Here is a 23,235-nt window from a genome sequence, read left to right as displayed (position 1 = left end):
CGTGCGCGCTCTCCCGCCGTCAGAGCGGGTTGAGGCGGGCCTTGAGCAGGCAGAACTCATTGCCCTCGGGGTCGGCGAGAACGTGCCAGGGCTCCTCGCCGGTCTGGCCGATGTCGGCCGGGCGCGCCCCGAGCTTCAGGAGGCGTTCGAGCTCGGCGTCCTGGTCGCGGTCGGTGGCGTTGACGTCGATGTGCAGCCGGGACTTCCCCGGCTCCGGCTCGTCCCTGCGGCTGAGGATGATCGTCGGCTGCGGGCCGCCGAACCCTTCGCGCGGCCCGATCTCGAGGCTGCCGTCCTCTTCGCGATCGAGCACCACGAAGTCCAGGACCTCGCACCAGAACCGCGCCAGCCCCTCGGGGTCACGGCAACCGAGCACGAGCTCACTGATACGACATGCCATCGACGAAACCTACTCTCAGCGTGGGAACTGCCGGGTCGGCCGCGCGCGGAGCTCTTGGGCTCCCCGCAGTGGGGACACGCTCGAGACCGTACCCGGCGAGGCAAGCCGGTGCGATGGGTTTTCGGGGTCCTCGCTAGCCCGCGCTCCGCGGCCGGCACACCATGGCGATGAAGTCGTGCCCCACCGTCGGCAGGGCCGCGTCCTCCGCGGCGAAGCAGCGGTCCAGCAGCGCCAGCGTCTCCGGCTCCTGGTCGCGGAAGTTGTGCGCGATGCCGGAGAACGCGATGTGCAGCACCGTGCCCCCGTACGGTCGTTCCTCGACGACCTCGAAATGACGCCGCAGGCCCGGCAGCAGCGCCGCCGCGTCGACCGCCTCCGAGGGGTCGTCCAGCACCATCGACAGCCTGCTGGGCCGTACGACCCGGCGCTTGATCCGGCCGTCGGCCAGCCGCCGCCGCTCCTCGGGGAGCTGGGCCAGCAGCGCGTTCGCCGCGTCCAGTTGGCCGTCGGTCCACTGGAACCGGGTGGGGCCGACGAACTCGTCGATCACGAACGTCCCGCCGGGCTCGATCAGTTGGGCGAGACGCGGCAGGGTCTCGTCGAGGTTGTCGAAGTGGTGCAGCGACTGCAGGCCCAGCAGTACGTCGAAGCGTTCCCCGTCGTCGGTCATCCGGTTGACGTCGGTGACCCGGAAGCGCAGGATGTCGGCGAGACCGTTCTCGGCTGCGGCGCGGGTGGCGAAGTCGATCCGCTGCTGCGCCACGTCCACGCCCTCCAGGAGGGAGAACGCGCCGGTCATCGCCCAGAGCAGCTCGTTCCCGCCCGTGCCGCACCCCAGCGACAGTCCGCGCAGATCGGTGCGCGGCGCGAAGTGCTTGGCGGCCACGTACTCAGGGAACGACTGGTCCGAGTCCCCGGTCATCAGCAGGTTCCACCGCTTGATCACCGCCGGTATCGCCCACCACTCGGTCAGCGAGGGGTCGACCTGGGACCAGTGCTGGACCACCCGGGCGCCGCCGCGCACCCGCAGCTTGGCGAGCACCGGGTCGAGGTCCAGCCTGCGCACCTTGCGCAGCAGCCGGTCCGCGTCATGTCTGTTGACCAGGTTGTTCAGCATGCCCGCTCCGTTCTTACGGCTATGAGCGACTTCGGCGCACCGAGCACGCGCTCGCTGAGGAGCACCGACCGGGGGAACAGGTAGCGCATCTCGGCGCGGGTCAGCAGCTCGATGTTGATCACGGCGTTCATCGCCGACTCCGGGCTGTCGGGACGGCTGTGGACGAGCGGCCAGTGCCTGACCAGACGCGCCCTGGCGGTCAACGGCAGGAACTGGAAGCCGGGCGCCACGAAGTGCGGCTCGACGGGGAAGTAGCGGTACGGCGTCTGGATCCAGTGCAGGGGCGCCAGTTGCTCGACGGCCGAGACGAACTTCTGGCGCTGGCTGTGGCCGCCCACGTGCTCGATGGTGGAGTTGGAGAACACCAGGTCGTAGCCGCCGTGGCCGCTCAGTTCGGCGGCGACCGCCGGGTCGGTGACGTCGGCGTTCTCCGCGGTGATCCAGTCGGGCAGCTCGGCGGGGTGCGCCTCCAGGTTGATCAGGTGGACGTGCTTGGCGCGCACCGGTGCGCGCAGCCACATCTCGGCCGTTCCGCCCAGGTCCACGACGCTCATGTTCTCGATGCCGGGGAAGCAGCGCCGGAACCGTTCCCAGCGGGCGATGCGGAGTCGTTCGCCCAGCGAGCCGGGCGCGTCGACGAATCTGTTTCTGAGGGCGCGGGATCGTGGCATCGGATCAACCACCTGTTGGTCGGAGCGGAAGGGGAGCAGGCCTCAACTGGGCTGTCGCCATTGCGTGTAGAAGCTGGCCGGGTTCATCAGGTACCGGACGGTGGGGTGCGGCACATGGCGCACCCGGTGCCTGCGGCCGTACCGGCGGATCAGCTCCCAGTCCTCCCGGGGCAGCACCTCCGGTGTCCGGCGCAGGCGGCTGAAGTGCAGGGAGCGGTTGCGGCGGGCGACGAAGGCGTTGGTGTCCAGGAAGGCCTCGCGGGCTGCCCGGCGCCGGTCGTAGGGCACCGACAGGATGTCCCTCTCGCCGCCGTCGGGCAGGACGCGGCGCAGCGCCGTGTAGACGCCGTCGGGTCCGCCGGGGGACTCCAGGACCGCCAGCGTCCGTTCCAGATGGTCGGGTTCCCACAGGTTGTCGTCGTCCAGGAACGCCACGTACCGCGAGCGGGTGAGGCGGATGCCCACATTGCGCACGACGCCGGCCACGCCTGTGTTGCGTGCCAGTGACACGGCGAACAGCCTTGGGTCGTCGGGGAGTCCGGGCAGTCCGGCGCCGTCGTCGACCACGATGACGACCTGGTCGCGCACGGTCTGGTCCAGGGCCGAGCGCACCGCGGCACGCAGCGCCTCGGGGCGTCGGTGGGTGGCGATCACCGTGGCCACCAGCGCCGAGGGCGGCGGCGACGGCAGGCGGGCGGCCAGCCGTCGGGTCTCGGCGTCCTCGATCCGGCGCAGCCGCACCGCCGAGGGAGCCAGCAGGACCTTGTTCCTGGCCTCGAAGAGCACCAGCCAGCCGAACAACGCCTTGAGCAGTGTCCAGGGCGCCCGCGCGACACGGCGCGTCATGCCGCCGCTCACGGGGACGGCTCCGGCTGCATCGGGTGGCCGTCGGACATCCGGTTGTTCCGCCATACGTTTCCGGCGCCGCCCGCGTTCCAGTGGGCGACCGTTCCGTAGCCGCCGGAGGCGGGGTGGTACTGCGTCGAGAAGACGTTGTCGGTGACCTTGATCCCGGTGGCGCCCGTGTCACCGCCGTAGAGGGCGTACGCGCCGCCGGCTATCCAGTTGTGGTCGACGGTCACGTTGCGGACCACTCCGGTGTCGGCGAACAGGCCGATGCTTCCCGAGGCCCCCTGCTTGAGGCTCGTCGGGTTGAGCAGGGTGTTGTGGCGGATGATCAGCTGCCCGGTGTTGCCGCCGCCGCTGATCACCGCGTTGGTGTGCTGCCACTCGCCGCCCTGGTTGATGAACGGGACGATGTCGTGCACGTAGTTGTCGTGCAGATTGCCCTGGCCCATGGACAGCGCGTCGCCGAACACCGAGACGTCGCACCAGCCGACCTCGATGGAGCTGCCCCCCATGTTCGACACCGCGTAGTCCACTCCGCCGTTGTCGGGCCCCTTGCCGGGCACGGCGGTGATGGTGGAGTGCAGGACCCGCAGGCCGTGGTAGCCGGGGCGGAGGTTGATGCCCCACCAGCTGTCCGAGGTGATCCTGGTGTCGATGACGGTGACGTCGTTCGCGTAGATGTCCAGCGAACCGGTGATGTCCCAGCCCCGGATGACCATTCCGTTGGTACGGACGGCCAGGTAGCCGGTCTTGTGGGGTGCGAGGGGGGTGCGGGGGCCGGTGGTGCGGTCGTCGGGGAATCCGCAGGCGCTGGGAGAGGTGCACGCGGTTTTGGCCGCCGGCTTCTCGGACGTCTTGCCCGGGCCGGCCGTCGCGGTGGGTTTCGTCGGCGGGGACGGTGCGGCGGTTTGGCTCCCCGTCGTCGCTGTCGTCTCACCGGCCGCGGTCGACGGATCGGTGCCCGGTGTCGCCGAGGACCCGCTCGCAGGGCAGGTCAGTGCGTCGTCCGGGCAGTCCGGCGCCGCGGACTTCTCCGTTCCCGAGCAGGCCGTACCCATGACCGCCAGTAAGGCGCTGAGCAGCCATGCGAGCGAACTACGGCTGATACGCCGTGACATCCGGCTCACCTCATGTCCTGTTGGGTGGACCGGAGCGGTGCGGACGCTCGGTGCCGGCCGCGGTGGGGCCGGTCGGCCGGGCCGAGGCCGCGCAGGAAGTCGCGGCTGGGCAGTACGCACACCGTGTAGCCGGCCAGGGCGATGGTGCCGATGGCGAGAAGCGCGAGCCGGCCGTCGCCGAACGGGCGCTGTAGTCCGAGGACGATCGCGGCCATCACGGCCCCGCCGAGGAAGGGCCACGCGCAGGCCCTGGCGATCCGGCCGGGGCCGATGCCGCCACGGCGGAGGGCGATCAGGAAGACGGGCACCACCAGGCCGCCGGCGACCAGGACATGGCCCTGGGAGACTCCGACGATGCCGTTCAGGTGGGCGGTGGCGAGGAGCACGGGGATCAGGGCCGCGAGCCACAGGCCCTGCACCAGGAAGAGCGAACGGCGCTGTCCGATCGCGACCAGGCAGTCGTAGGCGAGTTCGCCGCCGATACGGATCAGGCCGAGGGCCATCAGCCAGGGCAGTGCCGCGGCGGCGGGGGTCCACTGGCCTCCGTAGACCTGCCGGATGACCGGCTCCGCGAGGCCGGCCAGCAGCACGCACAGGGGGACGGTGCCGGTGATCAGCACACCCAGGGCACGGCTGAATCCTTGGGCGAGTGCCTGCGGTGAGTCGGCCAGGCGGGAGAACCCGGCGAAGGAGACCCGGCGGGCGGCCTCGGAGATGATCCGCACGGGCCAGCCGGAGATGTTGAAGGCGAGCACGTAGAACCCCAGCGACACATTGCCCAGCGTCGCGCCCACCACCATCGTGTCGACGTTGACCACCGCGAGGGCCAGCATGCTCGCCCCCGCCAGCGGCAGTCCGAACCTCAGCAGCGCCCGGGCCTGCTCGGGGTCCCAGCCGAATCTCAGGGTGCCCGGTGCCGCCAGCGCGCAGCCGATCAGCGTGACGACGTTCCCGACCACGGCGCCCCAGGCGAAGCTCATCGCGCCCCAGCCCTCGAAGGCCAGCAGCAGCGTCACCGCGGTGCCGAGCACGAAGTTGAGCCCGTCGATGACCATCCGCTTGCCCTGGGCGAACTCACGGGTGAGGAAGCCGCCGGGCACCTGTGCCACCCCGTCGATCACGACGCACAGGCACATCACCCGCAGGACGCCCGCGGCGTCCGGCGAGCCGAGCAGACCGGCCACCGTCGGTGCCGCCGCGAACAGCGCCACGTAGAGCAGGCCGCTGGAGAGGGTACTGAGGGTCAGCACGGTCGGCGCGAACCGTCGTGCGTCGCCCTCCCAGCGGACGATGGCCAGGCCCACCCCCAGCTCGTTCGCGGACAGCAGGACCAGCAGCACGGTCTGGGCGATGCCGTACACGCCCCATTCCGCGGGGCCCAGGGCGAAGCGCGCCAGCACGATGCCGGTCGCGAAGTTGCCCAGGCGCAGGACGACGGTGTTGATCAGACTCCACCGGGCCGCCGAACGGACCTTCCGGCCGAGGGAGGGAGCAGCGGCGACTACGGGGTCCGGGGGCGCGGGGTCGGGAGGAGCGGGCGCGTCGCTCGTCTCACCGGTCTCGCTGTCCGGTGCGCGGGCGATGTCCATGAGTCGACTCCTCGTCGAGCGGCTCTGCGGCGGACGCCACGGCCATGGCGGGCCGTGGCGCGTCGGGCTCTGCGGCGGCCGGACCGTCCACGACGGACCGCGACCAGCTCGGCGGCTGCCGGATGGCGAGCGTCTCTTCCGTGACCGGTTCCCCGGTCGAGCGGGCGGGGGAGACCGTCTCCTCCTCCGGCTCCGTGGGCCCGGCCTCCGGCGCGGGAGTGTGCGACGACCTCCTGCGCGCCTCGATGTAGAAGGCGGCGACCAGGGTGAGCACCAGGCCCAGGGCCCCGGCCATGATCATGTACTCGAGCCGCGTCTTGGTCTGCGCCACCGGGTTCTGCGGCGGCACGATCGTCGACATCCGGATCATGGCCTGCCGGGCCACCGACTGCTGCTTCTGGAACTGGTCCAGCCGCTCCCTGGCGTACTCGGTCAGGATCTTGTCCGAGGCCAGGACGGAGGCTTTGTCGGTGCCGGTGACGGTGAGCCACAGCAGTGGCCCCTGCGCGTTGTCGGCGAGCTTGGCCTGGAACGTGCCCTTGGCGCCACGGGACTTCAGATCCCGGAGCGAGTCGTCGGAGTTGAGGTTGCGGGCGAGGCTGTCGGCCATGCCGGTGAGCGAGGTCTGGGTGCTGAGGAAGGGGTTGCCGTCGTAAGCCCGCGTCGCCTTCTGGGAGTTCAGCAGGACCACCGTGCTCTGCGACTGGTAGTTCACCGGAACCAGCACGGTCACACCGACGATCAGGCCTGCGGTCAGCAGCAGTCCCGGCAGCAGGACGTACCAGCGCCTGCGCATGACCCGGAAGATCTCAGCGAGATCCATGACGGTTCCCCCTCGCGACCAGATGTTCGACGAGCATATGTTGCAAGCGGATCATATGGGGAAGGTTCGGTCCGTAGGTCTCGGCTGGTCGACGGGGCTCAAAAGGTCGCTCGGTCCAGGCTGGTCGGTCGGTCGCGGCCGGGTGCTCGCGGTGCCTCCCGCCAGCAGCACCTCGGCGATACGGTCGCTCGCGCGGCCGTCCCAGAGGTCGGGCCGGCGCGCCGCGGGCGGAGCTTCCAGCACCCGGTTGACGGTGGCCACGATCCGCGCCGGATCCCGGCCGGCCAGCACATTGGTGCCCTGCTCCACGGTGACGGGCCGCTCGGTGTTGTCCCGCAGGGTCACGCACGGCACGCCCAGCGCGGTGGTCTCCTCCTGCACACCGCCGGAGTCGGTGAGTACCACGCGGGCGGAGTCCTCCAGGGCGATGAAGTCCAGGTACCCGGCGGGCGGTACGAGCCGGATGCCCCCGGGGACGCCGATCTCTGCCAGCCGCCCGGCCGCGCGCGGGTGCACGGGCAGGACGAGCGGACAGCGGCCGGCGATCTCGCCCAGGGCCTTGAGCAGCCCGGTGAGAACCTCCGGGTCGTCCACGTTGGCGGGCCGGTGCAGGGTGACCAGGCCGAACTCGCCTCCGGACAGGCCGTATCGGTCGAGAACGTCCGAGGCCCTGGCCCGCTCCAGGTTGGCCAGCAGCGTATCGATCATGACGTTGCCGACCAGGTGGATCTGGTCCTCCCGGTACCCCTCCGCGCGCAGGTTCCGGGCGGCGTCGGGGGAGGGGGCCAGAAGATAGTCGCTGACCCGGTCGGTGGCGACCCGGTTGACCTCCTCCGGCATGCTCCAGTCGCGGCTGCGCAGGCCGGCCTCGACATGGGCCAGCAGCGGCCCGGCCTTGGCGGTGACCAGGGCGCAGGCCAGCGTGGAGTTGATGTCGCCGACCACCACGACGATGTCCGGCGAGACCTCGTCCAGGAGTGGCTCGAACGCGGTCATCACGCGGCCGGTCTGCTCGGCGTGGGTGCCGGAGCCGACCCCGAGGAAGCGGTCGGGCGGACGGATGCCGAGGTCGGCGAAGAACACGTCGTTCATCGCCGGGTCGTAGTGCTGGCCGGTGTGGACGAGGACCACCTCGGCGCCCCGGCGTTCCAGGGCGTCCATCACCGGTTTGATCTTCATGTAGTTGGGGCGCGCCCCGGCTACGCAGACGACTCGCATGGTTCAGAGCACCTCGATCGTGGGTCCGGACGGCAGCCGCCGGCGGCAGTCCAGGACGAAGGGGGCGTGTTCGGCGATGAGTTCGTAGTCGAAGCCGTCGTGGTCGGTGAGCAGGACCACCACGTCGGCGTTCGCCAGCTCCTGCGGCGTCGGTTCGACCCGCACCAGCCGGGTGTCCACCGGCAGGCTCTCGACGACGTGCGGGTCCGCCGCCCTGACCTGGGCGCCCATGTCGAGCAGCAGCTGGGAGATGCGCAGGGCGGGCGACTCGCGGGCGTCACCGGTGTTCTTCTTGTACGCCAGACCGAGCAGCAGGATCCGCGAGCCGTTCACGGAACGGCGTCGCTCGTTGAACAGCTCGCTGACCCGGCGCGTCACGTACTCGGGCATGTGGCTGTTGATGTCGTTGGCCAGCTCCACGAACCGGAAGCTCTGCCCGAGTTCGCGCTGCACCCGCCAGGACAGGTACGAGGGGTCGATCGGCAGGCAGTGGCCGCCGACGCCCGGTCCGGGCGTGAACTTCATGAAGCCGAAGGGCTTGGAGGAGGCGGCGTCGATGGCCTGCCAGACGTCGATGTCCAGGTGGTGGGCGAACATCGCGATCTCGTTGACCAGCGCGATGTTCACATGCCGGAAGGTGTTCTCCAGCAGCTTGGCGAGCTCGGCCTCCTTGGGCGAGCCCACCGGCACGGTGGTCTCGACGAGTTGGGCGTAGAAGTCCTGAACGGCCTTGAGCGACGCGTCGTCGACACCGGAGACGACCTTCGGGGTCTCCTTGAAACCCCAGACGGGGTTTCCGGGGTCGATCCGCTCCGGGCTGTAGCCGAGGTGGAAGTCGGTGCCGGCGGTCAGCCCCGAGCCCTCCTCCAGGATCGGGGCGAACAGCTCCTGGGTGGTGCCGGGATAGGTCGTCGACTCCAGGACGACCGTGGCTCCGGGGCGCAGGTAGCGGGCGAGGGCGACCGCCGACTCCTTGATGTAACGGAGGTCGGGAGTGCCCTCGTGCAACGGCGTCGGGACGGTCACCACGGCGACGTCGAAACCGCCGCAGTCGCGGGCCGACTCGCTGGGGCGGTAGGTGCCGTTGTCCAGCGCCGCGCGGATCCGCTCGGAGGAGACGTCCTCGACGAAGGACTCACCGGCGGCGAGCCTCTTGATCCGCCGGGCGTCGACGTCGTAGCCGATCACCTCGTGCCCGACCTCGGCGGCGCGAATGGCCAGCGGCAGGCCGACGTATCCCTGTCCAACCACGACGACGCGCATCAGTGACTCCTGTTCGCGGGAGCGGCCGACGGGGTGAGCCGGACGAGCTCGCGCGCCGTCATGAGGAGGAAGGAGGCGTTGGTGGTGAGGTAGCGGCGGCCCAGGCGGCGCGGCTCCTGCAGTGCGCGGTAGAGCCACTCCAGGCCCCGGCGCTGCCAGGCCTCGGGGGCCCGCTTGGTGACACCGGCCAGGATGTCGAAGGAGCCGCCGACTCCGTGCACGACCCGGGCGCCGGTGTGGGCGCCGTAGGCGGCGGTGAAGATCTCCTTCTTCGGCGAGGTCATGCCAAGGAAGAGCATCTGGGCGCCGCTGCGTGCGATGCCGTCAGCGATCGCCTCCTGTTCGGAGTCGTCGAAATAGCCGTTCCGGCTGCCGGCCACCTTCAGGCCGGGGAAGCGGTCGGCCACCCGGAGCAGCATCCGCTCCAGCACCTCCGGCTTGGCGCCGAGGAAGTACACCGACATGCCCGCCGCCTCCGCCTCGGCCAGCAGCCGCAGGAACAGGTCGATCCCGGCCACCCGTTCGGGCAGCGGGGCGCGCAGCACCCGGCCGGCCCAGACCACGGCCTGTCCGTCGGCGAGGACCAGATCGCAGCCGGCCACGGCCTTGGCGAGCCGGTCGTCCCGCCGCATGTTCACCAGCTTCGCGGCGTTGACCACGCCGATCTCCAGCTGTCTGCCGTCCCGCACCGCGTCCAGGCAGCGTGCCACGGTCTCGTCCATGGTCAGCGGGTCCAGCTCGACCCCGAACAGCGTCTGTCTCTCGCTCATATCCGGCCCCCCTGCCAGGCGTAGAGCATCCAGCCGAACTCGTACGGCCGGCATTCGCGGTCGACGGCGAGCGGGCGGTACACCCGGTCCAGGGACTTCAGCCGCAGGCCCGGAGCGACCCGGGTGGACAGACCCCGGGCGGCGCGTACGGCCTTCTTCGGGTCGCCCCGGTAGACCTTGCGCCAGGTGGCACCGAGCTCGTCGAGGATCATCGGCTCCCGGTGCTCCGCGCCGGCCAGTTCGGGTACGTCAGTCATCCAGCGCAGGCCCTTGCGGATCGCCGCGCCGAAGTCGGGGCCGCCGGCGTCGGTGAGGTCGAACAGGGCGGTCGGCGCCATCGCGTGCTGGTGGACGCTGTAGACCGGGTAGCCCTCCACGACACCGCCGGTTCGGGCGTCGTAGTGCCACCACCACTGCCCGCCGTCGCCCTGGAGTTCGCAGATGCGTGCCGCGCAGGCCTCGGCCGCGGCCAGCGCCTCCGGATCGCCGTCCCCGTCGCCGCTCGCGTGGGCACGGGCCAGGGCCTGGAGCGGGTACGTCTGGTCGGCGAAGCAGCTGACGTGCGCCCGGTACCAGGGCAGCAGGCCCGGTGCGGTGGCGTGCGGGAACAGCGGGCTGTCACCGATCCGGGCCCCCAGCAGACGGTCGCGAGCTGTGGTGAAACGTCTCTCCACATCGACCGTGTCGCGAGCCGCCGCGAGGGCGGACAGCACCCAGGCGGCCTCGACGGTGTACTGCGGACGGCCCGGCGCGTCCAGCGCCTCGACCCGCGCCAGGGCGTCGGACAGCTTGGGGTGCTCGGTCTCGGCGGCGGCCCAGGAGATGAGCGCCGCGTCGCCGAGGTTGGTCACCGCGGGCAGCGACTCGACCAGCAGCCCCGCGAACTCCTCGGCCGTACGCCCGCCGAGCACCGCGCGCTGGCGGTCCTCGGGGAGATACCGGGCGCCCAGCACGGTGATGGCCGCGTACCGGGTGCTGATCCCGCGCCGCTCCAGGGTCCAGGAGCCGCCGGGGTCCTTCCGCCCGGCCATGGTGAAGGCGAAGGCCTCGCCCCCTGGCAGCAGCATCGACGGCAGCCCCGACTCGGCGACCGCGAGGAGTCGTTGGGCGAGTGCGAGCAGCGGCGGATCCTCATGTTCGAGCGCCGCCAGACGTGTGGTGATCATCGTTTGGGCACACCAACCCCCCTGTGGGTCTTCGTTGTGCGCAGACTCGAAAGCGCCTCGGCGCTGATGGCCGGGCGGTGTAAGACAAGGCAAACGTCAGCTGTCAGCCGGCGGAGCGGTTGTCGCTCCTGGCTGCTGGCACAGGTGGCCCCACCAACCCCGTAACCCCCCCTGGGCACTTCTGGCTTGTGTGCTCATTGTGCTTGGTCCGCACAGTTCGCGCACATGTTATGCCTGTAGATGTTCGAAGATTTGCCTTTTGAGGGAAACAGCTGGAAACAGCTGTCATGCGTGTTCGACGAGTTCCCCGTCCTTCTCGTCGTACAGCGCCCCCGTCTCGGGACACTCCCAGGTGCCCGGCTCGCCGTCCCGTTCGACCAGTCGTACGCCGGCCCGGCCCACCCAGCCGATCCGGCGCGCCGGGACACCGGCCACGAGCGCGAAGTCCGGCACGTCCCGGGTCACCACGGCACCCGCCGCGACCAGCGCCCAGCGCCCGACGCGCACTGGTGCCACGCACACCGAACGGGCCCCCAGCGACGCCCCCTCGGCCACCACCACGGCCACGGCCTCCCAGTCGCTGCCGCGCTTCAGTCGGCCCTGCGGGTCCACCGAACGAGGAAAGTAGTCGTTGGTGAGCACCGCCGCGGGGCCGACGAACACCCCGTCACCGAGCACTGCGGGTTCATAGACCAACGCGTAGTTCTGGAGCTTCACATGGTCGCCGATCCGCACCCCCGGGCCGACATACGCTCCCCGGCCCACGATGCAGCCGCTGCCCAGCCGGGCGTCCTCCCGTATCTGGGCCAGGTCCCAGACCGTCGTCCCGTCACCGATCGTGGCCGTCTCGTCGACCTGGGCGGTCGGCTGGATCTTGAAATTCATCGGGCTGAACCTTTCTTCTCGTCGAGGGAGGCGGACCTTGCGGACAGAACCCGATGACGCGGCACTAGAGCGCCGCGCGCTCCTTCAGCGCCTCCCACCAGGCGCGGTTCTCGCGGTACCAGGCGACCGTGTCCGCGAGGCCGGTGGCGAAGTCCTTGCGGGGTTCGTAGCCCAGCTCCGCACGTGCCTTGCCGCAGTTCACCGAGTAACGGCGGTCGTGGCCCTTGCGGTCGGCGACGTACTCGACGCTGGTGTCCCAGTCCGCGCCGCAGGCCTCCAGCAGCAGAGTGGTCAGTTCCTTGTTGGACAGCTCGGTACCGCCGCCGATGTTGTAGACCTCACCGGCGCGCCCCTTGGTGCGAACGAGTTCGATGCCCTGGACGTGGTCGTCGATGTGCAGCCAGTCGCGGACGTTGCCGCCGTCGCCGTACAGCGGAACCTTCCTGCCGTCCAGCAGATTCGTGATGAACAGCGGGATGACCTTCTCGGGGAAGTGGTGGTGCCCGTAGTTGTTGGAGCAGCGGGTCACCCGCACGTCGAGGCCGTGGGTGCGGTGACAGGAGAGGGCGAGCAGGTCGCTCGACGCCTTGGAGGCGGCGTACGGGGAGTTGGGGCGCAGCGGGTCGGTCTCCGGCCATGAGCCGGACTCGATGGAGCCGTACACCTCGTCGGTGGAGATGTGCACGAAGGTCTTCGGCCTTCGGTGGCGCAGCGCCGCGTCCAGCAGTGTCTGGGTGCCCAGGACGTTGGTCCGGATGAACTCGGTGGCGCCCAGGATCGAGCGGTCCACATGCGATTCGGCGGCGAAGTGGACGACCTGGTCGTGTTCGGCGAGGAGCTCGTCGACCAGCGCGGCGTCACAGATGTCACCCTTGACGAAGGCGAATCCCGGGTGATCGCGCACCTCGTCGAGGTTGGCCGGATTCCCCGCGTAGGTGAGCTTGTCCAGCACCGTGACCGCCACATCACCCGGGCCGGCCGGACCGAGCAGCGTGCGGACGTAGTGCGAGCCGATGAAACCGGCACCGCCGGTCACCACGATGCTGGTCGTCATGATGAGATCTGCACCTTGCTGTGGTCGCCGAGGACGAATCGGTGGGCGGCGGGCTTGCGGGGCGCGGGAGTGACCTCGACGTTGCGGCCGATGAGGGAGGCCTCCACCCGCCGGACGCCGCTCATCGAGGAGTCGCGCAGCATGATCGAGTACTCGATCTCGCTGTCCTCGATCCGGCAGTCGCCGGCTATCGAGGTGAAGGGTCCGACGTAGGAGTCGGTGATCACGGTGTTGGCGCCGACGACCACCGGACCGACGATCCGGCTGCCGGTCACCTTCGCTCCGGGCTCGATCCGCACCCGGCCGATGATCTCGCTGCCGTCGTCGACCGTGCCGTCGATCCGGCGCTCCAGGGTCTCCAGCACCGACCGGTTGACCTCGAGCATGTCGGTGACGTTCCCGGTGTCCTTCCAGTACCCGGAGATCGTCGTGGAACGTACGTCACGTCCGGCGTCGATCAGCCACTGGACGGCATCCGTGATCTCCAACTCGCCGCGCCGGGACGGTTCGATCGCGCGCACGGCTTCATGGATCGCCGGAGTGAACAGATACACGCCCACCAGCGCCAGTTCGCTCTTGGGATGCCTGGGTTTCTCCTCCAGGCCGATCACCTGGCCCGCCGCGTCCAGCTCGGCCACGCCGAACGCGGTGGGGTTCGGCACCTTCGTCAACAGGATCTGGGCGTCCGGCCGTTCGGTGCGGAAGGCGTCCACCAGAGCGGTGATGCCACCGACGATGAAGTTGTCGCCGAGGTACATCACGAAGTCGTCGTCGCCCAGGAACTCACGGGCGATCAGCACCGCATGGGCCAGCCCCAGCGGCGCCGCCTGCGGAAGGTAGGTGACGTCGAGACCGAAGGCGGAGCCGTCGGCGACCGCCTCCCGGATCTCCTCGGCGGTGTCCCCGACGATGATCCCGACCTCGGTGACGCCGGCCTCGGCGATCGCTTCCAGGCCGTAGAACAGCACGGGTTTGTTCGCGACCGGTACGAGTTGCTTCGCCGAGGTATGGGTTATGGGGCGCAAACGGGTACCTGAGCCACCAGACAACAAAAGTGCCTTCATGCGCATCACCCTACTCAAGCCGGACTCGCTGACGGAGGGATTCCGCGCACGTCGGGGCCCGTTCCGGGACAGCCGGCCCCTCGGGGACGGGCGCGGCTTCCGGCCGGCCAGGCACTCGAGGCGTACGTCCGCCGACCCATCCCAGGCGGGCATTGGTACTTAGGACGGGTCTCCGGTGTCGTCCGCGTAGGTGACGATCAAGATCATTCCGGTACCTAGCGTTGCAGGTGGTCAGAAGCGGCCTGCGGGCCGCCCGTGATTCCGATCGCCCCCTTCGCGCCATCCCGGAGTGTTGTCATGCCTAGAACAATCGCTACGGTGGGACCACCGGCCGTCACGCTCTTACTCGGCCTGTGGGGGATCACGCGTGAGAACAGCATGTGGCGTGACGAGGCGGCGACGTGGGAAGCGGCCCACAGGAGCACCCCCGAGATCTGGCACCTGCTGGGTCGGATCGATGTGGTCCATGGCCTGTACTACGTGTTCATGCACGGCGTCTTCACGGTCTTCGGAGACAGCCTCTACTCCCTGCGGCTGCCCTCCGTCCTGGCCATGGCGTGCGGCACTGCCGTGATCACCCTTCTGGGCTCCCGACTGGCCGGCCGGTGTACGGGACTCGCCGCGGGCCTGGCGTTCGCCCTTCTCCCCGCGGCCCAGGAGTATGCGCAGGAGGGACGCCCGTACGCTCTGGTGACCGCCTGCGTGGCACTGGCCTGCCGACTGCTCGTCGCGGCGGCCGACAGCCCGCGCACGAGCCGCTGGGCAGCGTACGGCGCGACCGTGCTGATGGCCGCGCTGCTCAACTGGTTCTCCCTCCTGGTGCTGTTCGCGCATGCCGGGACGATCGCCCTGGCCCGCCCGCCCGGCGCGACCGTCCTGCGATGGACATGCGCCGCGTGTGCCGCCGTGACGGGCACGTTGCCCCTCGTCGTGGCGAGCCAGGCGCAACAGGGGCAGATCGCCTGGATCCCCCCGACCGGACCGAGCACACTGCTCGGTCTCGCACCGACCCTGCTCGCGGGAGTGCTGTGCGCATGGCTCGCACGATCGAGGACGGCCGGCCGCGTGCCCGGCGGCGACCGGCTCACGCTCACCGCGCTCGCCCTGCCACTCCTCGTCCTTCCACCGCTCCTGCTGGTCGCCGTCTCCGCGGCCCACCCCGTCTACCAGACCCGCTACATCCTGTTCAGCAACATTGGACTCGCGCTGCTCATCGGCGCGGCGTGCCACGCACTCGCATCTCGCGTCCGGAGTTCACCTTGCCGGACCATCGGCGTGGTCATGGTTCTCGCTTTCCTCGGGCTGCTCCCCGTCCAGGTGTCCCTGCGCAGCGCGAGCGACCGGATCGACGACGTGCTGTCCACGGCCGAGAACGTCGCCGCGGTCCGCGAGCCGGGTGACGCGGTGCTGTACATCCCCGCCGCGCGTCGTGACACCGCCCTCGTCTCGCCTGCCGCGTTCACCGGGGCCGACGACGTGGCACTCGTCGAGAGCCCGCTGGGATCCGGCACCCTGAACGGCGTGGAGGGCACCCCGCAGCAGATAGCGGATGCCATGCTGACCGCCCGCCGCATAGTCCTCGTCACCGACGACAGCGCGTCGTCCCCCACCACAGCCCGCGACCGGATCAAGCAGCAAGTCCTCAAGACGCACTTCATCCGCTGCTCCGAACGGAGCGAACGAGGCCGCAAGGTCATGGTCTACCAACGCCGCGCCGGCTGATCTCGTCGCCGCCCGGGTTGCCTCCGTACGAGCGACTCAGCGAGCGGCGTCCGGCGAGGCGACGGAGCATGTGCTGTAGATAGTTGTGATCTTCGCACTGTTCGCAGCCCTCCAGCCCGGGTCCACCGGGCTGCTGCGCCCTGCGCGGATCCGGAAGGAGACCGGCTGTGTCCGAACAACAGGACGAGAAGGCCGAGCAGAGCGTCGGAGCATTCACGCTCCCCACCCCCCTGAGTTCCACGCCCCCGGTCCAGCTGCCGTACCCGGTGCCGGAGCCGGACGAGCAGTGGCAGCTGCCGAACGGTTTCGCCCACGTCTTCTACGGCGAACGCAACCAGGGCATCACCCGGCCGGTGATCATGGCCGACGGCTTCAACCTCGGCAGGAGCGACCTGAAGTGGCTCTACGCCGGCCTCGACAGCGGCTACCCCTTCCTGAGCGAGCTGCGCCGACGGGGCCGTGACGTCATCCTGCTCGGATTCGAGGAGCGCAGCGCCTCCGTCCTGGAGAACGCCGAGGCGGCGACCGCGTGCATCATGCGGACCGTGGCCGAGCAACTCGGCGGCGCCGGACTTACGGTGGGCGGCTTCAGCATGGGCGGCCTGATCACCCGCTACGCCCTCGCCCGCATGGAGATGCAGCGGATGGACCACCGCGTCCGCGTGTACTTCTCCTACGACACCCCGCACCGCGGCGCCGTCATCCCCGTCGGCGTCCAGGCGTTCGCCCACTTCATCCCGGTGGCCAACGACTTCGCCCGGCAGATGAACAGCCCCGCCGCCCGGCAGATGCTCTGGCGGCACTACGACCCGGCGAGCGGCGAGATCGGGATCGCCCCGGAGCGCACCGAGTTCCTGGAGCGGCTGGCGCAGGCCGGCAACTGGCCTCGCATTCCCCGCATCCTCGCGCTGGCCAACGGCCGCGGCGACGGCACCGGCCTGCCCGTCCCGCCCGGCGAGACCGCGCTGAAGGTCGAGCGGATCTACCCCGGCACCACCTTCTACACCCAGGCCCAGGGCAGAGACGTCATCGTCGCCGAGCTGAAGCGCAGGTTCCCCAAGGCCGAGAAGACGATCAAGACGTCCGGCTTCCCGGAACTCGACGGCGCGCCCGGCGGCAGCCTGCGCTCCTACGGGATCCTCGCCGACTCGCTGAAGAAGTTCGGCGCCCAGGTCGACCTGCGGCACGAGAGCGTCTGCTTCGTGCCCTCGGTCAGTGCCGTCTCGATCCGCGACATCGACGTACAGAAGGACCTGTACGTGAACATCGACGGACTCGACCCGTCCGAGAGCGACGTCGACGACTTCATCTGCTCCTCCGCCACGACGGACCACACCGCCGTCACGGAGGAACTGTGCGGCTGGCTGATGGACCGCCTGCCCGACTGACCCGCCGCCGAGCGCACGCGCATCACAGGGCAGGCCGCCGCAGGCGAGCCTGCCCCACGCTCGCTCATCGTGGGACCGAGCGGCCCCCTGTTCACGGCACCGGCTCTGTCCGCGACCGCACAAGGCGCCGGCTGCCCGCAGATCGCTGAGTGTTCGCAGCGCGACGTCACCGAAGTCGTCGCCGTCAGTCGTCTCGCTCCAGCGCTGACAGGCGACCTTCAACGCGAGCGCGGCCAGTTCCGCGGCCGAGCACGAGGTCAGTTTCGGGATCGCCGCGCCCGCCCTCGTGGTGCCGCGGCCGGTGTACTTTCCCCGGCTCTACGAGCCTGTGTGATTCTGACTGACGGCGTCGAGCAGCAGTTTCGCGGCCACCGTTGCTCCGTCGGTGCTGATCATGTCGGCCACGGCGCGTGCTCGTGCGCGGGTTTCGGGGGTCAGGGCCGTCCTCAGCACGGCCGACAGGGACTCGAAGGTCGGAGTCGGGCCGCCATGGGCCGCGCCGATGCCCAGTTCGGCCACGCGGCCGGCCCAGTACGGCTGGTCCGCGATCTGGGGCACCACCACCTGGGGCGCGCCGGCCAGGGCGGCCGTCGTCGTGGTGCCCGCGCCGCCGTGGTGCACGACGGCGGCCACCCGGCGGAACAGCGCGTGGTGGTTGACCTCGCCGACGGCGAAGCAGTCGTCCTGGTCGTCGATCAGGGCCAGGTCCGCCCAGCCGCCGGAGACGAGTGCGCGGCGGCCCTGTGCGCGGACCGCCTCGATGGCCGCCTGGGCCACATTCTGCGCGTCGCGCATGGGAATGCTTCCGAAGCCCACGTGCACCGGTGGTGTGCCGGCGTCCAGGAACGCCTCCAACTCGGCGAGGAGCGGGCGTTCGTCCGGGCGGAGCCAGGCGCCGGTCTGCACCACGTCGAGTTCGGCAGGCTGTAGCCACGGGCTCAAGGTCGGGTCCGCCGCCAGCCACGGCTGGTCGGTGAGGACGTAGTCGCGGAAGTTGTCCACCGGCGGCAGGCCGATCGTCGCCCGGTGGGCGTTGAGGCCCGTGCCGAACAACGCGTTCATGTTCTCGAGGTCCAGGTCCCACAGCACCCGGTTGTCGGTCGCCTCCGCTGGGGACGGGCTGCCCGGCCGGGGGAGCGGCGGGTGGTGCGGCGAAGGCAGGTAGCTCGGGAAGTAGGCCACGAAGACGTACGGGATGCCCAGATTCTCGGCCGCCGACCGCGCGGCGGCCGCGGCCGGGAGCAGGCCGGTCGCCACCACCGCGTCACATCCTTCGGCCGCCGCCGCGACCGCGTCGTAGGTCGTGGCGACCAACGCGGCCGCGCGCTGGGACAGGCCTTCCGCCGGCATCGGCGCCGTCCCGGTCACCGCCCCCTTCACCATCGGGCGCACCGGCCGGCCGATCGGTGCCAGAGGGATGTCCGCATCGTCCAGAAGCTCCGCGAAGTCCGGCGGCGCGCAGACCCGCGCCTCCGCGCCGAGCGCCCGCAGTTGCACCGCGAGTGCCGTCATCGGCTCGATGTCCCCGCGCGACCCGTAACTCATCAACAGCACGCGCATTCCGCGACTCCCCGTTTCCCGTGGATTCCGGCCTCGGTCGGAGATTCTGCGGCATGATCACGGCCTTGCCGCAAGCCCCCCGGTGCGCTATACGTTGAGAGCGGCAAGGGTGAGTACGTGCCTTTCCCGGCAAGGTGAGTTCGGCTGTGCCGATGAGGCGCCGGCCCATCCACTGCTCCTTCTCGGCCCAGCGTCCCATCACAGCACCGCCACCGGGTTGACGGGCGAGCCGGTGCCGCCGGGGATGTTCAGCGGGGCCACCGTCATCATGAACTCGTAGCGGCCGGCCTCCGTGCAGGCCGCGGAGAGCGCCTCGAGGTCGAGGTTGTCGAGCAGCGGCACTCCCATCGCCGTGATGGCGAGCGCGTGCACGGGGGAGGACACTCCCTCGACCGGGGAGGGCCGTACATCGCTGTCGCCGTCGCCGCCGAGCAGGGCGACACCCCGATCGGCCAGCAGCGGCACGACGTCCACGTGGAAGCCGGCGCTGGCCTTGTCCGGGTTCCAGGCGCCGAGCTCCCGGCGGCGGCGGAAGTGGCCGGAGCGCAGCAGCACCGCGTCACCGTCGCCGATCTTCACCCCGAGAGCCTCCTCGGCGGCGAGGACTTCCTCGGCGTGCACGGCCCGGCCGGGCTCGAGCCAGTCGGTGCCGAGGACGACGGGCATGTCGATCAGGACACCCTTGGTCACGAGGGGGCCGAGCGAGGACACGGCGCCGAAGTGCGCGCCCTTGGCGTCGACGACCTCGCCGGCGGTGCGGCCGTCGTACAGCTGCCCCTGGTAGGCGATGTGGGACAGCGCGTCGAGGTGGCTGACGCCCTCGCCGTGGTAGTCGACGGCGATGAAGTCCTTGTGGCAGGTGGGCTCCGGGGGCTCGATGTCGCCCAGCTCGGACATGTAGTGCAGGGCGGGCTTGCCGTTGTCCGGGCCGGGCACCGTGTTCCACGGCAGGGCCATCGGGACGACGGTCCCGGTGCGCACCAGAGCGGTGGCTCGCTGGACGTGCTCGGCCGTCACCCGGTTCCAGGCGCCGCGGTCCGCGGGGGTCCAGCGCCCCCACGTCTTCAGGGTGTCGAAGAGGGAGTCGAACTCCTCGCGCGACACGCGGGGTCCGTTGTCGGGCACGGAGGGCAGTGGCGGGGAATCAGTCATGCCGTGCTCAACGCTCCAAGACTCGGAGGGTGTCGTCGGCCGGCCCGGAAGCGCGCTACGGCCAGGAATCTCGGGAAGCTCGATGACGTGCCTTGGGGCTGCCGAAGTCCTCGACGCACAGCATCGTGTGGCCGGCAACTCGGGTGTCTTCGGCTGGGCATGGACAGTAGCCTCGGGCCATGACCGAGGGTTCGGTGGCACGTTTCTACGACGAACTGGCCGACGACTACCACCTGATCTACGCAGACTGGGACACCAGCATCCGCCGGCAGGGGGACGCGTTGGACGCCCTGATGGGCCAAGACCGCGCGGCGGTGCTCGACTGCTCCTGTGGCATCGGAACGCAGGCCATCGGTCTGGCGTTGCGCGGCCACTGCGTCACCGGGACGGATCTCAGCTCCCGTGCCGTTGCCCGTGCCGCTCGGGAGGCCGGCCACCGGAGTGTGACGCTGCGCGCGGCCGTTGCGGACATGCGGCGCCTGCCGTTTCCCGACGCCCGGTTCGACGTCGTCGTCTGCGCCGACAACGCCCTGCCCCACCTTCTGACGGAGCAGGATGTCCACGCAGCCCTGGCGGAGATGCGCCGGGTGCTGCGTCCCGGCGGTCTCCTGCTGCTCAGCACGCGCCCATACGACGACCTGCTGCGCGATCGCCCCGCTTCGGCGCTTCCACAGGTCCACCGGTCCGAAGACGGGGGAGAGCGGACCGTCACCTTCCAGCTCTGGCACTGGCACGAGGACGGCGAGCACTACGACTTGGAGCATTTCCAACTCCTGCCGACGGGCGGAGAGTGGCGTGTCAGGGTCCGCCGAACCGTCTACTGGGCGCTCGCCCGGGACCGGCTGACCCGCCTCGTGGCCGACACGGGGTTTGTGGACCCCGAGTGGCGTATGCCGCAGGAGACAGGCTTCTTCCAGCCGCTGCTCATGGCACACGTCGGCACGTAGGTCGTCCCACGGCTGGGAGTGACTTCAACTTCCCGCGCGATCGAATCGGCGGAGGATCAGCCCCCGCGGAGCGTGTCGAGGATGTGGGGCCAGGCAGCCGCGCCCAAGAGCGCGTCAGCTTCGGGCGTGCCTCCGTAGAGGAATTTCGGCGATGCCGGTGCGGGGCTCTCGCCGGGAAGACGCGGGCGGTGGCCGGCGTCGTGGCCGGCGATCAGACGCACGGTTGCCCCAGCCGAGCGACGCCGTTCTGCCAGTTGTTCGGCGAAGGGAAGAGACGGCCACATCGCGTCGTCGCCGCCCGCGACCAGCAGCAGATCCGCTCGGGTCCTGTCCACGGGGATCTCCGCCGCCGAAAGCCGGTGGGCGAAGGCCAGTTCGCTGAGTTCGTACCACCGTCGGATGGCGACCGGCCCGCTGCCCGACCCTTCGGGAGTCCAGGAGTCATCCATCGGGACGAAAGGCAGCGGCTGCTCCTGCCAGGTCCAGGACGATCGACAAGGACGAAGCGCTCCGTCGCGGCCAGGTCCGACGTTGCACCAGATACGAGAGGTGGGGGACAGCGCGAGGACAGCGTCCACGCGCGGATCGTGCACTGCGATGAGCAGAGCTGCCTCGGCCCCCTTGGAGACGCCCAGGATGCCGATGCGTCGCGCTCCGTTCGCCTGGAGGAAGCCGACCGCCGCGCCGAAGGTCTCCAGAGGGATCTCACAGATGCCCGGAGACTGACCCGGCCCGCCGAACCAGCGGATCGACAAAGCCGTCATGCCCTGCTGGGCGAGGATCGTTGCCCTTTCCCTCTCGATCCGCCCGCTGGAGCCCGCCAGGACCAGAACACCTACGTCACTGCCGCGGGCAGGAGCGACCAGAACGCCTTCCCAAGGGTCGGTCAACTCGCGCTCAATGAGGTCCACATGGCCTCCCGGCCAGTCCGTCTCAGATTGTCAGCACAGCCTAATCGGCACTGCCGTCAATCGCCTTTCGCGCCCTGCCGAGAGGGAGTTAGTGTTCGCGCAGCGAGTGACTCACGAGGAGCGAAGACATGGTCGGTCGTCCGAGCACGCGTTGACGTTTGAGGCCGTGAGCGGCCTGTCATCGTGTGCTGCCCTTGATGCACCTGTTGTGCGCCGGGTGACGGGTCTCGTCTTCGGTCATCCGAGGGGTCTCTGTGTCTTCCTCTTCCGCTTCTTCATCCTCCGCTGTATCCGATTCCGGTCGGCCCGTTCCGTCAAGTCTGTGGCGGGACGGCGACTTCCGCAGGCTCTGGGTGGGCCAGACGGCCTCCCAACTGGGCGAACATGCAAGTCTGGTGGTTCTGCCGCTCTTCGCCGTCCTGACGCTCCACGCCGATGCCGGTCAGTTGGGCACCTTGCGCGCGGTGGGGCAGGTGCCGATCCTGCTGCTGTCGCTCTTCGCCGGTGCATGGGTGGACAGGTGGCGGACCCGCACGCTCATGGTGCTGGCGGACGCCGGTCGGGCCCTGGCACTGGGCGCCGCCGCCGTGGCCGGCCTCCTCGGTGGGCTCGGCCTGCCGGCGCTGCTCGTGGTCGCCTTCGTCGTCGGGGCCCTGTCGGTGTTCTTCGACGTGGCATACCAGACATCTCTGGTACGGCTGGTGAAACACGATCAGTTGGTGCGGGGCAACAGCGCGCTCGAGGGCAGCCGGTCCGCTGCCCAGATGGGTGGTCCCGCCCTCGGCGGTGCATCGGTGTCGGAGTTGTCGGCGCCCATCGCTGCGGCCTTCAGCGCGGTGTTCTTCGCGCTGTCGTTCCTGTCGATCCGACGGATCGGCCGCCGCGAATCCGTTCCGGAACGCTCGGAACGCCCTCCTCGGGTCTGGCGGCGGATCCATGAGGGCCTCCTTTTTGTCGCCGGCGACACCTCGCTGCGGACTGTGTGCCTCGCATCAGCCGCCTTCCAGTTCTTCTTCGCGGCTGTGATGACGGCGTATCTGCTGTTCCTGCCACGGGACCTGCGTCTGTCGGGCACCGCCGTCGGGCTGGCACTCGCGGTCACGGGGCCGGGCGCGCTCCTGGGCTCGCTGCTGGCCGCCCGCCTACCGAGCCGCTTCGGATATGGCGCTGTCCTCGTGTCCGCGGCAGCACTCGGCGACGGCGTGTTCCTGTTCGTGCCCGCACTGCACGGCTCCACTGTGGTGACGGTTCCCGCGCTCCTTACGGTCAACTTCGTTTTCGGGACCTTCAGCCAGCTGGTGAACGTCACGGTCATGGCCGTCCGGCAGACCGTCACTCCGGACGGGATGCAAGGCCGCGTGGCCGCGACGATCAACTTTGTCGGCATGGGGCTGAGCCCGTTCGGCTCGCTGCTCGGCGGCTTTCTCGCGGCAGTGTGGGGAACGCGCACCAGTCTCCTGGTAACAGCCGCATGCATGTTGCTGTCGCCGGCACTGATGGCCCTGTCCCCACTCGCCCGCCTGGGACGGACGCTTGCCGACCTCCGGTTGGCCGACCCATGCGGCTGA

Annotated in this window: 21 protein-coding genes; 4 read left to right on the top strand and 17 right to left on the bottom strand. The window is 70.0% G+C overall.

The window, feature by feature from the left end; all coding sequences use genetic code 11:
- Positions 1–19: 19 nt before the first annotated feature.
- The 14 genes from ABZ915_RS29920 to ABZ915_RS29855 form a co-directional block, all read right to left on the bottom strand.
- Positions 20–400, bottom strand: a complete 381-nt coding sequence (locus ABZ915_RS29920) for a VOC family protein (protein WP_361809666.1) — start codon at positions 398–400, stop codon at positions 20–22.
- Between the two features lie 133 nt (positions 401–533).
- Positions 534–1,517, bottom strand: a complete 984-nt coding sequence (locus tag ABZ915_RS29915) for a class I SAM-dependent methyltransferase (RefSeq protein WP_361809664.1) — start codon at positions 1,515–1,517, stop codon at positions 534–536.
- A complete protein-coding gene (locus ABZ915_RS29910; protein ID WP_361809662.1) occupies positions 1,511–2,188 on the bottom strand; it encodes a class I SAM-dependent methyltransferase in 678 nt (225 codons plus the stop codon). The genes ABZ915_RS29915 and ABZ915_RS29910 overlap by 7 nt, the downstream gene beginning before the upstream one ends.
- Positions 2,189–2,230: 42 nt before the next feature.
- Entirely contained in the window at positions 2,231–3,034 is an 804-nt protein-coding gene (locus tag ABZ915_RS29905; protein WP_361809660.1) for a glycosyltransferase family A protein, read from the bottom strand.
- 8 nt (positions 3,035–3,042) lie between these two features.
- Positions 3,043–4,155, bottom strand: a complete 1,113-nt coding sequence (locus ABZ915_RS29900; RefSeq protein ID WP_361809658.1) for a hypothetical protein — start codon at positions 4,153–4,155, stop codon at positions 3,043–3,045.
- A 5-nt stretch (positions 4,156–4,160) separates the two neighbouring features.
- Positions 4,161–5,744, bottom strand: coding sequence for a lipopolysaccharide biosynthesis protein (locus ABZ915_RS29895; protein WP_361809656.1), 1,584 nt, complete (start codon positions 5,742–5,744; stop codon positions 4,161–4,163).
- Entirely contained in the window at positions 5,707–6,567 is an 861-nt protein-coding gene (locus tag ABZ915_RS29890; RefSeq protein WP_361809654.1) for a chain length determinant protein, read from the bottom strand. Before ABZ915_RS29890 ends, ABZ915_RS29895 begins: the two co-directional genes overlap by 38 nt.
- Positions 6,568–6,618: 51 nt before the next feature.
- A complete protein-coding gene (wecB, locus tag ABZ915_RS29885; RefSeq protein ID WP_361809652.1) occupies positions 6,619–7,785 on the bottom strand; it encodes a UDP-N-acetylglucosamine 2-epimerase (non-hydrolyzing) in 1,167 nt (388 codons plus the stop codon).
- A 3-nt stretch (positions 7,786–7,788) separates the two neighbouring features.
- Positions 7,789–9,048, bottom strand: a complete 1,260-nt coding sequence (locus tag ABZ915_RS29880; protein ID WP_361809650.1) for a nucleotide sugar dehydrogenase — start codon at positions 9,046–9,048, stop codon at positions 7,789–7,791.
- Complete coding sequence (locus ABZ915_RS29875) at positions 9,048–9,818, bottom strand: WecB/TagA/CpsF family glycosyltransferase (RefSeq protein ID WP_361809648.1); 771 nt, start codon at positions 9,816–9,818, stop codon at positions 9,048–9,050. The genes ABZ915_RS29880 and ABZ915_RS29875 overlap by 1 nt, the downstream gene beginning before the upstream one ends.
- The gene (locus ABZ915_RS29870; protein WP_361809646.1) at positions 9,815–10,984 is read right to left on the bottom strand and encodes a hypothetical protein; all 1,170 of its coding nucleotides are present in this window, start codon (positions 10,982–10,984) and stop codon (positions 9,815–9,817) included. The genes ABZ915_RS29875 and ABZ915_RS29870 overlap by 4 nt, the downstream gene beginning before the upstream one ends.
- Before the next feature lie 285 nt (positions 10,985–11,269).
- Positions 11,270–11,869: an acyltransferase gene (locus ABZ915_RS29865; protein WP_361809644.1), complete on the bottom strand. Its 600-nt coding sequence runs from the start codon at positions 11,867–11,869 to the stop codon at positions 11,270–11,272.
- Positions 11,870–11,933: 64 nt separating this feature from the next.
- A complete protein-coding gene (gene rfbB, locus ABZ915_RS29860; RefSeq protein ID WP_361809642.1) occupies positions 11,934–12,923 on the bottom strand; it encodes a dTDP-glucose 4,6-dehydratase in 990 nt (329 codons plus the stop codon).
- Positions 12,920–13,987, bottom strand: a complete 1,068-nt coding sequence (locus ABZ915_RS29855; protein WP_361809640.1) for a glucose-1-phosphate thymidylyltransferase — start codon at positions 13,985–13,987, stop codon at positions 12,920–12,922. Before ABZ915_RS29855 ends, rfbB begins: the two co-directional genes overlap by 4 nt.
- A 318-nt stretch (positions 13,988–14,305) precedes the next feature.
- On the opposite strand from ABZ915_RS29855, the gene ABZ915_RS29850 reads away from it, so the two are divergent.
- The gene (locus ABZ915_RS29850; RefSeq protein ID WP_361809638.1) at positions 14,306–15,709 is read left to right on the top strand and encodes a glycosyltransferase family 39 protein; all 1,404 of its coding nucleotides are present in this window, start codon (positions 14,306–14,308) and stop codon (positions 15,707–15,709) included.
- Positions 15,710–15,876: 167 nt separating this feature from the next.
- The gene (locus ABZ915_RS29845; protein WP_361809637.1) at positions 15,877–17,097 is read left to right on the top strand and encodes a hypothetical protein; all 1,221 of its coding nucleotides are present in this window, start codon (positions 15,877–15,879) and stop codon (positions 17,095–17,097) included.
- 318 nt (positions 17,098–17,415) lie between these two features.
- On the opposite strand, the gene ABZ915_RS29840 is transcribed toward ABZ915_RS29845, so the two are convergent.
- Together ABZ915_RS29840 and ABZ915_RS29835 are read right to left on the bottom strand one after the other, a co-directional pair.
- Positions 17,416–18,657 (bottom strand): glycosyltransferase, encoded by a 1,242-nt coding sequence (locus ABZ915_RS29840; RefSeq protein ID WP_361809635.1) that lies wholly within the window; start codon positions 18,655–18,657, stop codon positions 17,416–17,418.
- Between the two features lie 198 nt (positions 18,658–18,855).
- On the bottom strand, positions 18,856–19,809 hold the full coding sequence (locus ABZ915_RS29835) for a cyclase family protein (RefSeq protein ID WP_361809633.1): 954 nt from the start codon (positions 19,807–19,809) through the stop codon (positions 18,856–18,858).
- A gap of 179 nt (positions 19,810–19,988) precedes the next feature.
- Between ABZ915_RS29835 and ABZ915_RS29830 the strand changes: the two genes are divergently transcribed.
- Entirely contained in the window at positions 19,989–20,756 is a 768-nt protein-coding gene (locus tag ABZ915_RS29830; RefSeq protein ID WP_361809631.1) for a class I SAM-dependent methyltransferase, read from the top strand.
- Positions 20,757–20,812: 56 nt separating this feature from the next.
- On the opposite strand, the gene ABZ915_RS29825 is transcribed toward ABZ915_RS29830, so the two are convergent.
- The gene (locus ABZ915_RS29825) at positions 20,813–21,667 is read right to left on the bottom strand and encodes an acyl-CoA thioester hydrolase/BAAT C-terminal domain-containing protein (RefSeq protein ID WP_361809629.1); all 855 of its coding nucleotides are present in this window, start codon (positions 21,665–21,667) and stop codon (positions 20,813–20,815) included.
- 320 nt (positions 21,668–21,987) lie between these two features.
- On the opposite strand from ABZ915_RS29825, the gene ABZ915_RS29820 reads away from it, so the two are divergent.
- Positions 21,988–23,235 carry an MFS transporter gene (locus ABZ915_RS29820; RefSeq protein WP_361809716.1) on the top strand — a complete coding sequence of 416 codons (1,248 nt, stop codon included), beginning with the start codon at positions 21,988–21,990 and terminating at the stop codon, positions 23,233–23,235.

This window comes from Streptomyces sp. NPDC046915, from assembly GCF_040644935.1.
In the GTDB taxonomy this organism is placed as follows: domain Bacteria; phylum Actinomycetota; class Actinomycetes; order Streptomycetales; family Streptomycetaceae; genus Streptomyces.
This window is presented reverse-complemented; position numbering and strand designations above follow the sequence as displayed.

What these genes read in the sequence shown, in the direction of transcription:
- ABZ915_RS29855 (WP_361809640.1), bottom strand. Translation starts at nt 13,987, where the DNA reads ATGAAGGCACTTTTGTTGTCTGGTGGCTCAGGTACCCGTTTGCGCCCC.
- rfbB (WP_361809642.1), bottom strand. Translation starts at nt 12,923, where the DNA reads ATGACGACCAGCATCGTGGTGACCGGCGGTGCCGGTTTCATCGGCTCG.
- ABZ915_RS29890 (WP_361809654.1), bottom strand. Translation starts at nt 6,567, where the DNA reads ATGGATCTCGCTGAGATCTTCCGGGTCATGCGCAGGCGCTGGTACGTC.
- ABZ915_RS29830 (WP_361809631.1), top strand. Translation starts at nt 19,989, where the DNA reads ATGACCGAGGGTTCGGTGGCACGTTTCTACGACGAACTGGCCGACGAC.
- ABZ915_RS29875 (WP_361809648.1), bottom strand. Translation starts at nt 9,818, where the DNA reads ATGAGCGAGAGACAGACGCTGTTCGGGGTCGAGCTGGACCCGCTGACC.
- ABZ915_RS29865 (WP_361809644.1), bottom strand. Translation starts at nt 11,869, where the DNA reads ATGAATTTCAAGATCCAGCCGACCGCCCAGGTCGACGAGACGGCCACG.
- ABZ915_RS29915 (WP_361809664.1), bottom strand. Translation starts at nt 1,517, where the DNA reads ATGCTGAACAACCTGGTCAACAGACATGACGCGGACCGGCTGCTGCGC.
- ABZ915_RS29880 (WP_361809650.1), bottom strand. Translation starts at nt 9,048, where the DNA reads ATGCGCGTCGTCGTGGTTGGACAGGGATACGTCGGCCTGCCGCTGGCC.
- ABZ915_RS29835 (WP_361809633.1), bottom strand. Translation starts at nt 19,809, where the DNA reads ATGACTGATTCCCCGCCACTGCCCTCCGTGCCCGACAACGGACCCCGC.
- ABZ915_RS29910 (WP_361809662.1), bottom strand. Translation starts at nt 2,188, where the DNA reads ATGCCACGATCCCGCGCCCTCAGAAACAGATTCGTCGACGCGCCCGGC.
- ABZ915_RS29905 (WP_361809660.1), bottom strand. Translation starts at nt 3,034, where the DNA reads ATGACGCGCCGTGTCGCGCGGGCGCCCTGGACACTGCTCAAGGCGTTG.
- ABZ915_RS29895 (WP_361809656.1), bottom strand. Translation starts at nt 5,744, where the DNA reads ATGGACATCGCCCGCGCACCGGACAGCGAGACCGGTGAGACGAGCGAC.
- ABZ915_RS29920 (WP_361809666.1), bottom strand. Translation starts at nt 400, where the DNA reads ATGGCATGTCGTATCAGTGAGCTCGTGCTCGGTTGCCGTGACCCCGAG.
- ABZ915_RS29840 (WP_361809635.1), bottom strand. Translation starts at nt 18,657, where the DNA reads ATGCGCGTGCTGTTGATGAGTTACGGGTCGCGCGGGGACATCGAGCCG.
- wecB (WP_361809652.1), bottom strand. Translation starts at nt 7,785, where the DNA reads ATGCGAGTCGTCTGCGTAGCCGGGGCGCGCCCCAACTACATGAAGATC.
- ABZ915_RS29870 (WP_361809646.1), bottom strand. Translation starts at nt 10,984, where the DNA reads ATGATCACCACACGTCTGGCGGCGCTCGAACATGAGGATCCGCCGCTG.
- ABZ915_RS29900 (WP_361809658.1), bottom strand. Translation starts at nt 4,155, where the DNA reads ATGTCACGGCGTATCAGCCGTAGTTCGCTCGCATGGCTGCTCAGCGCC.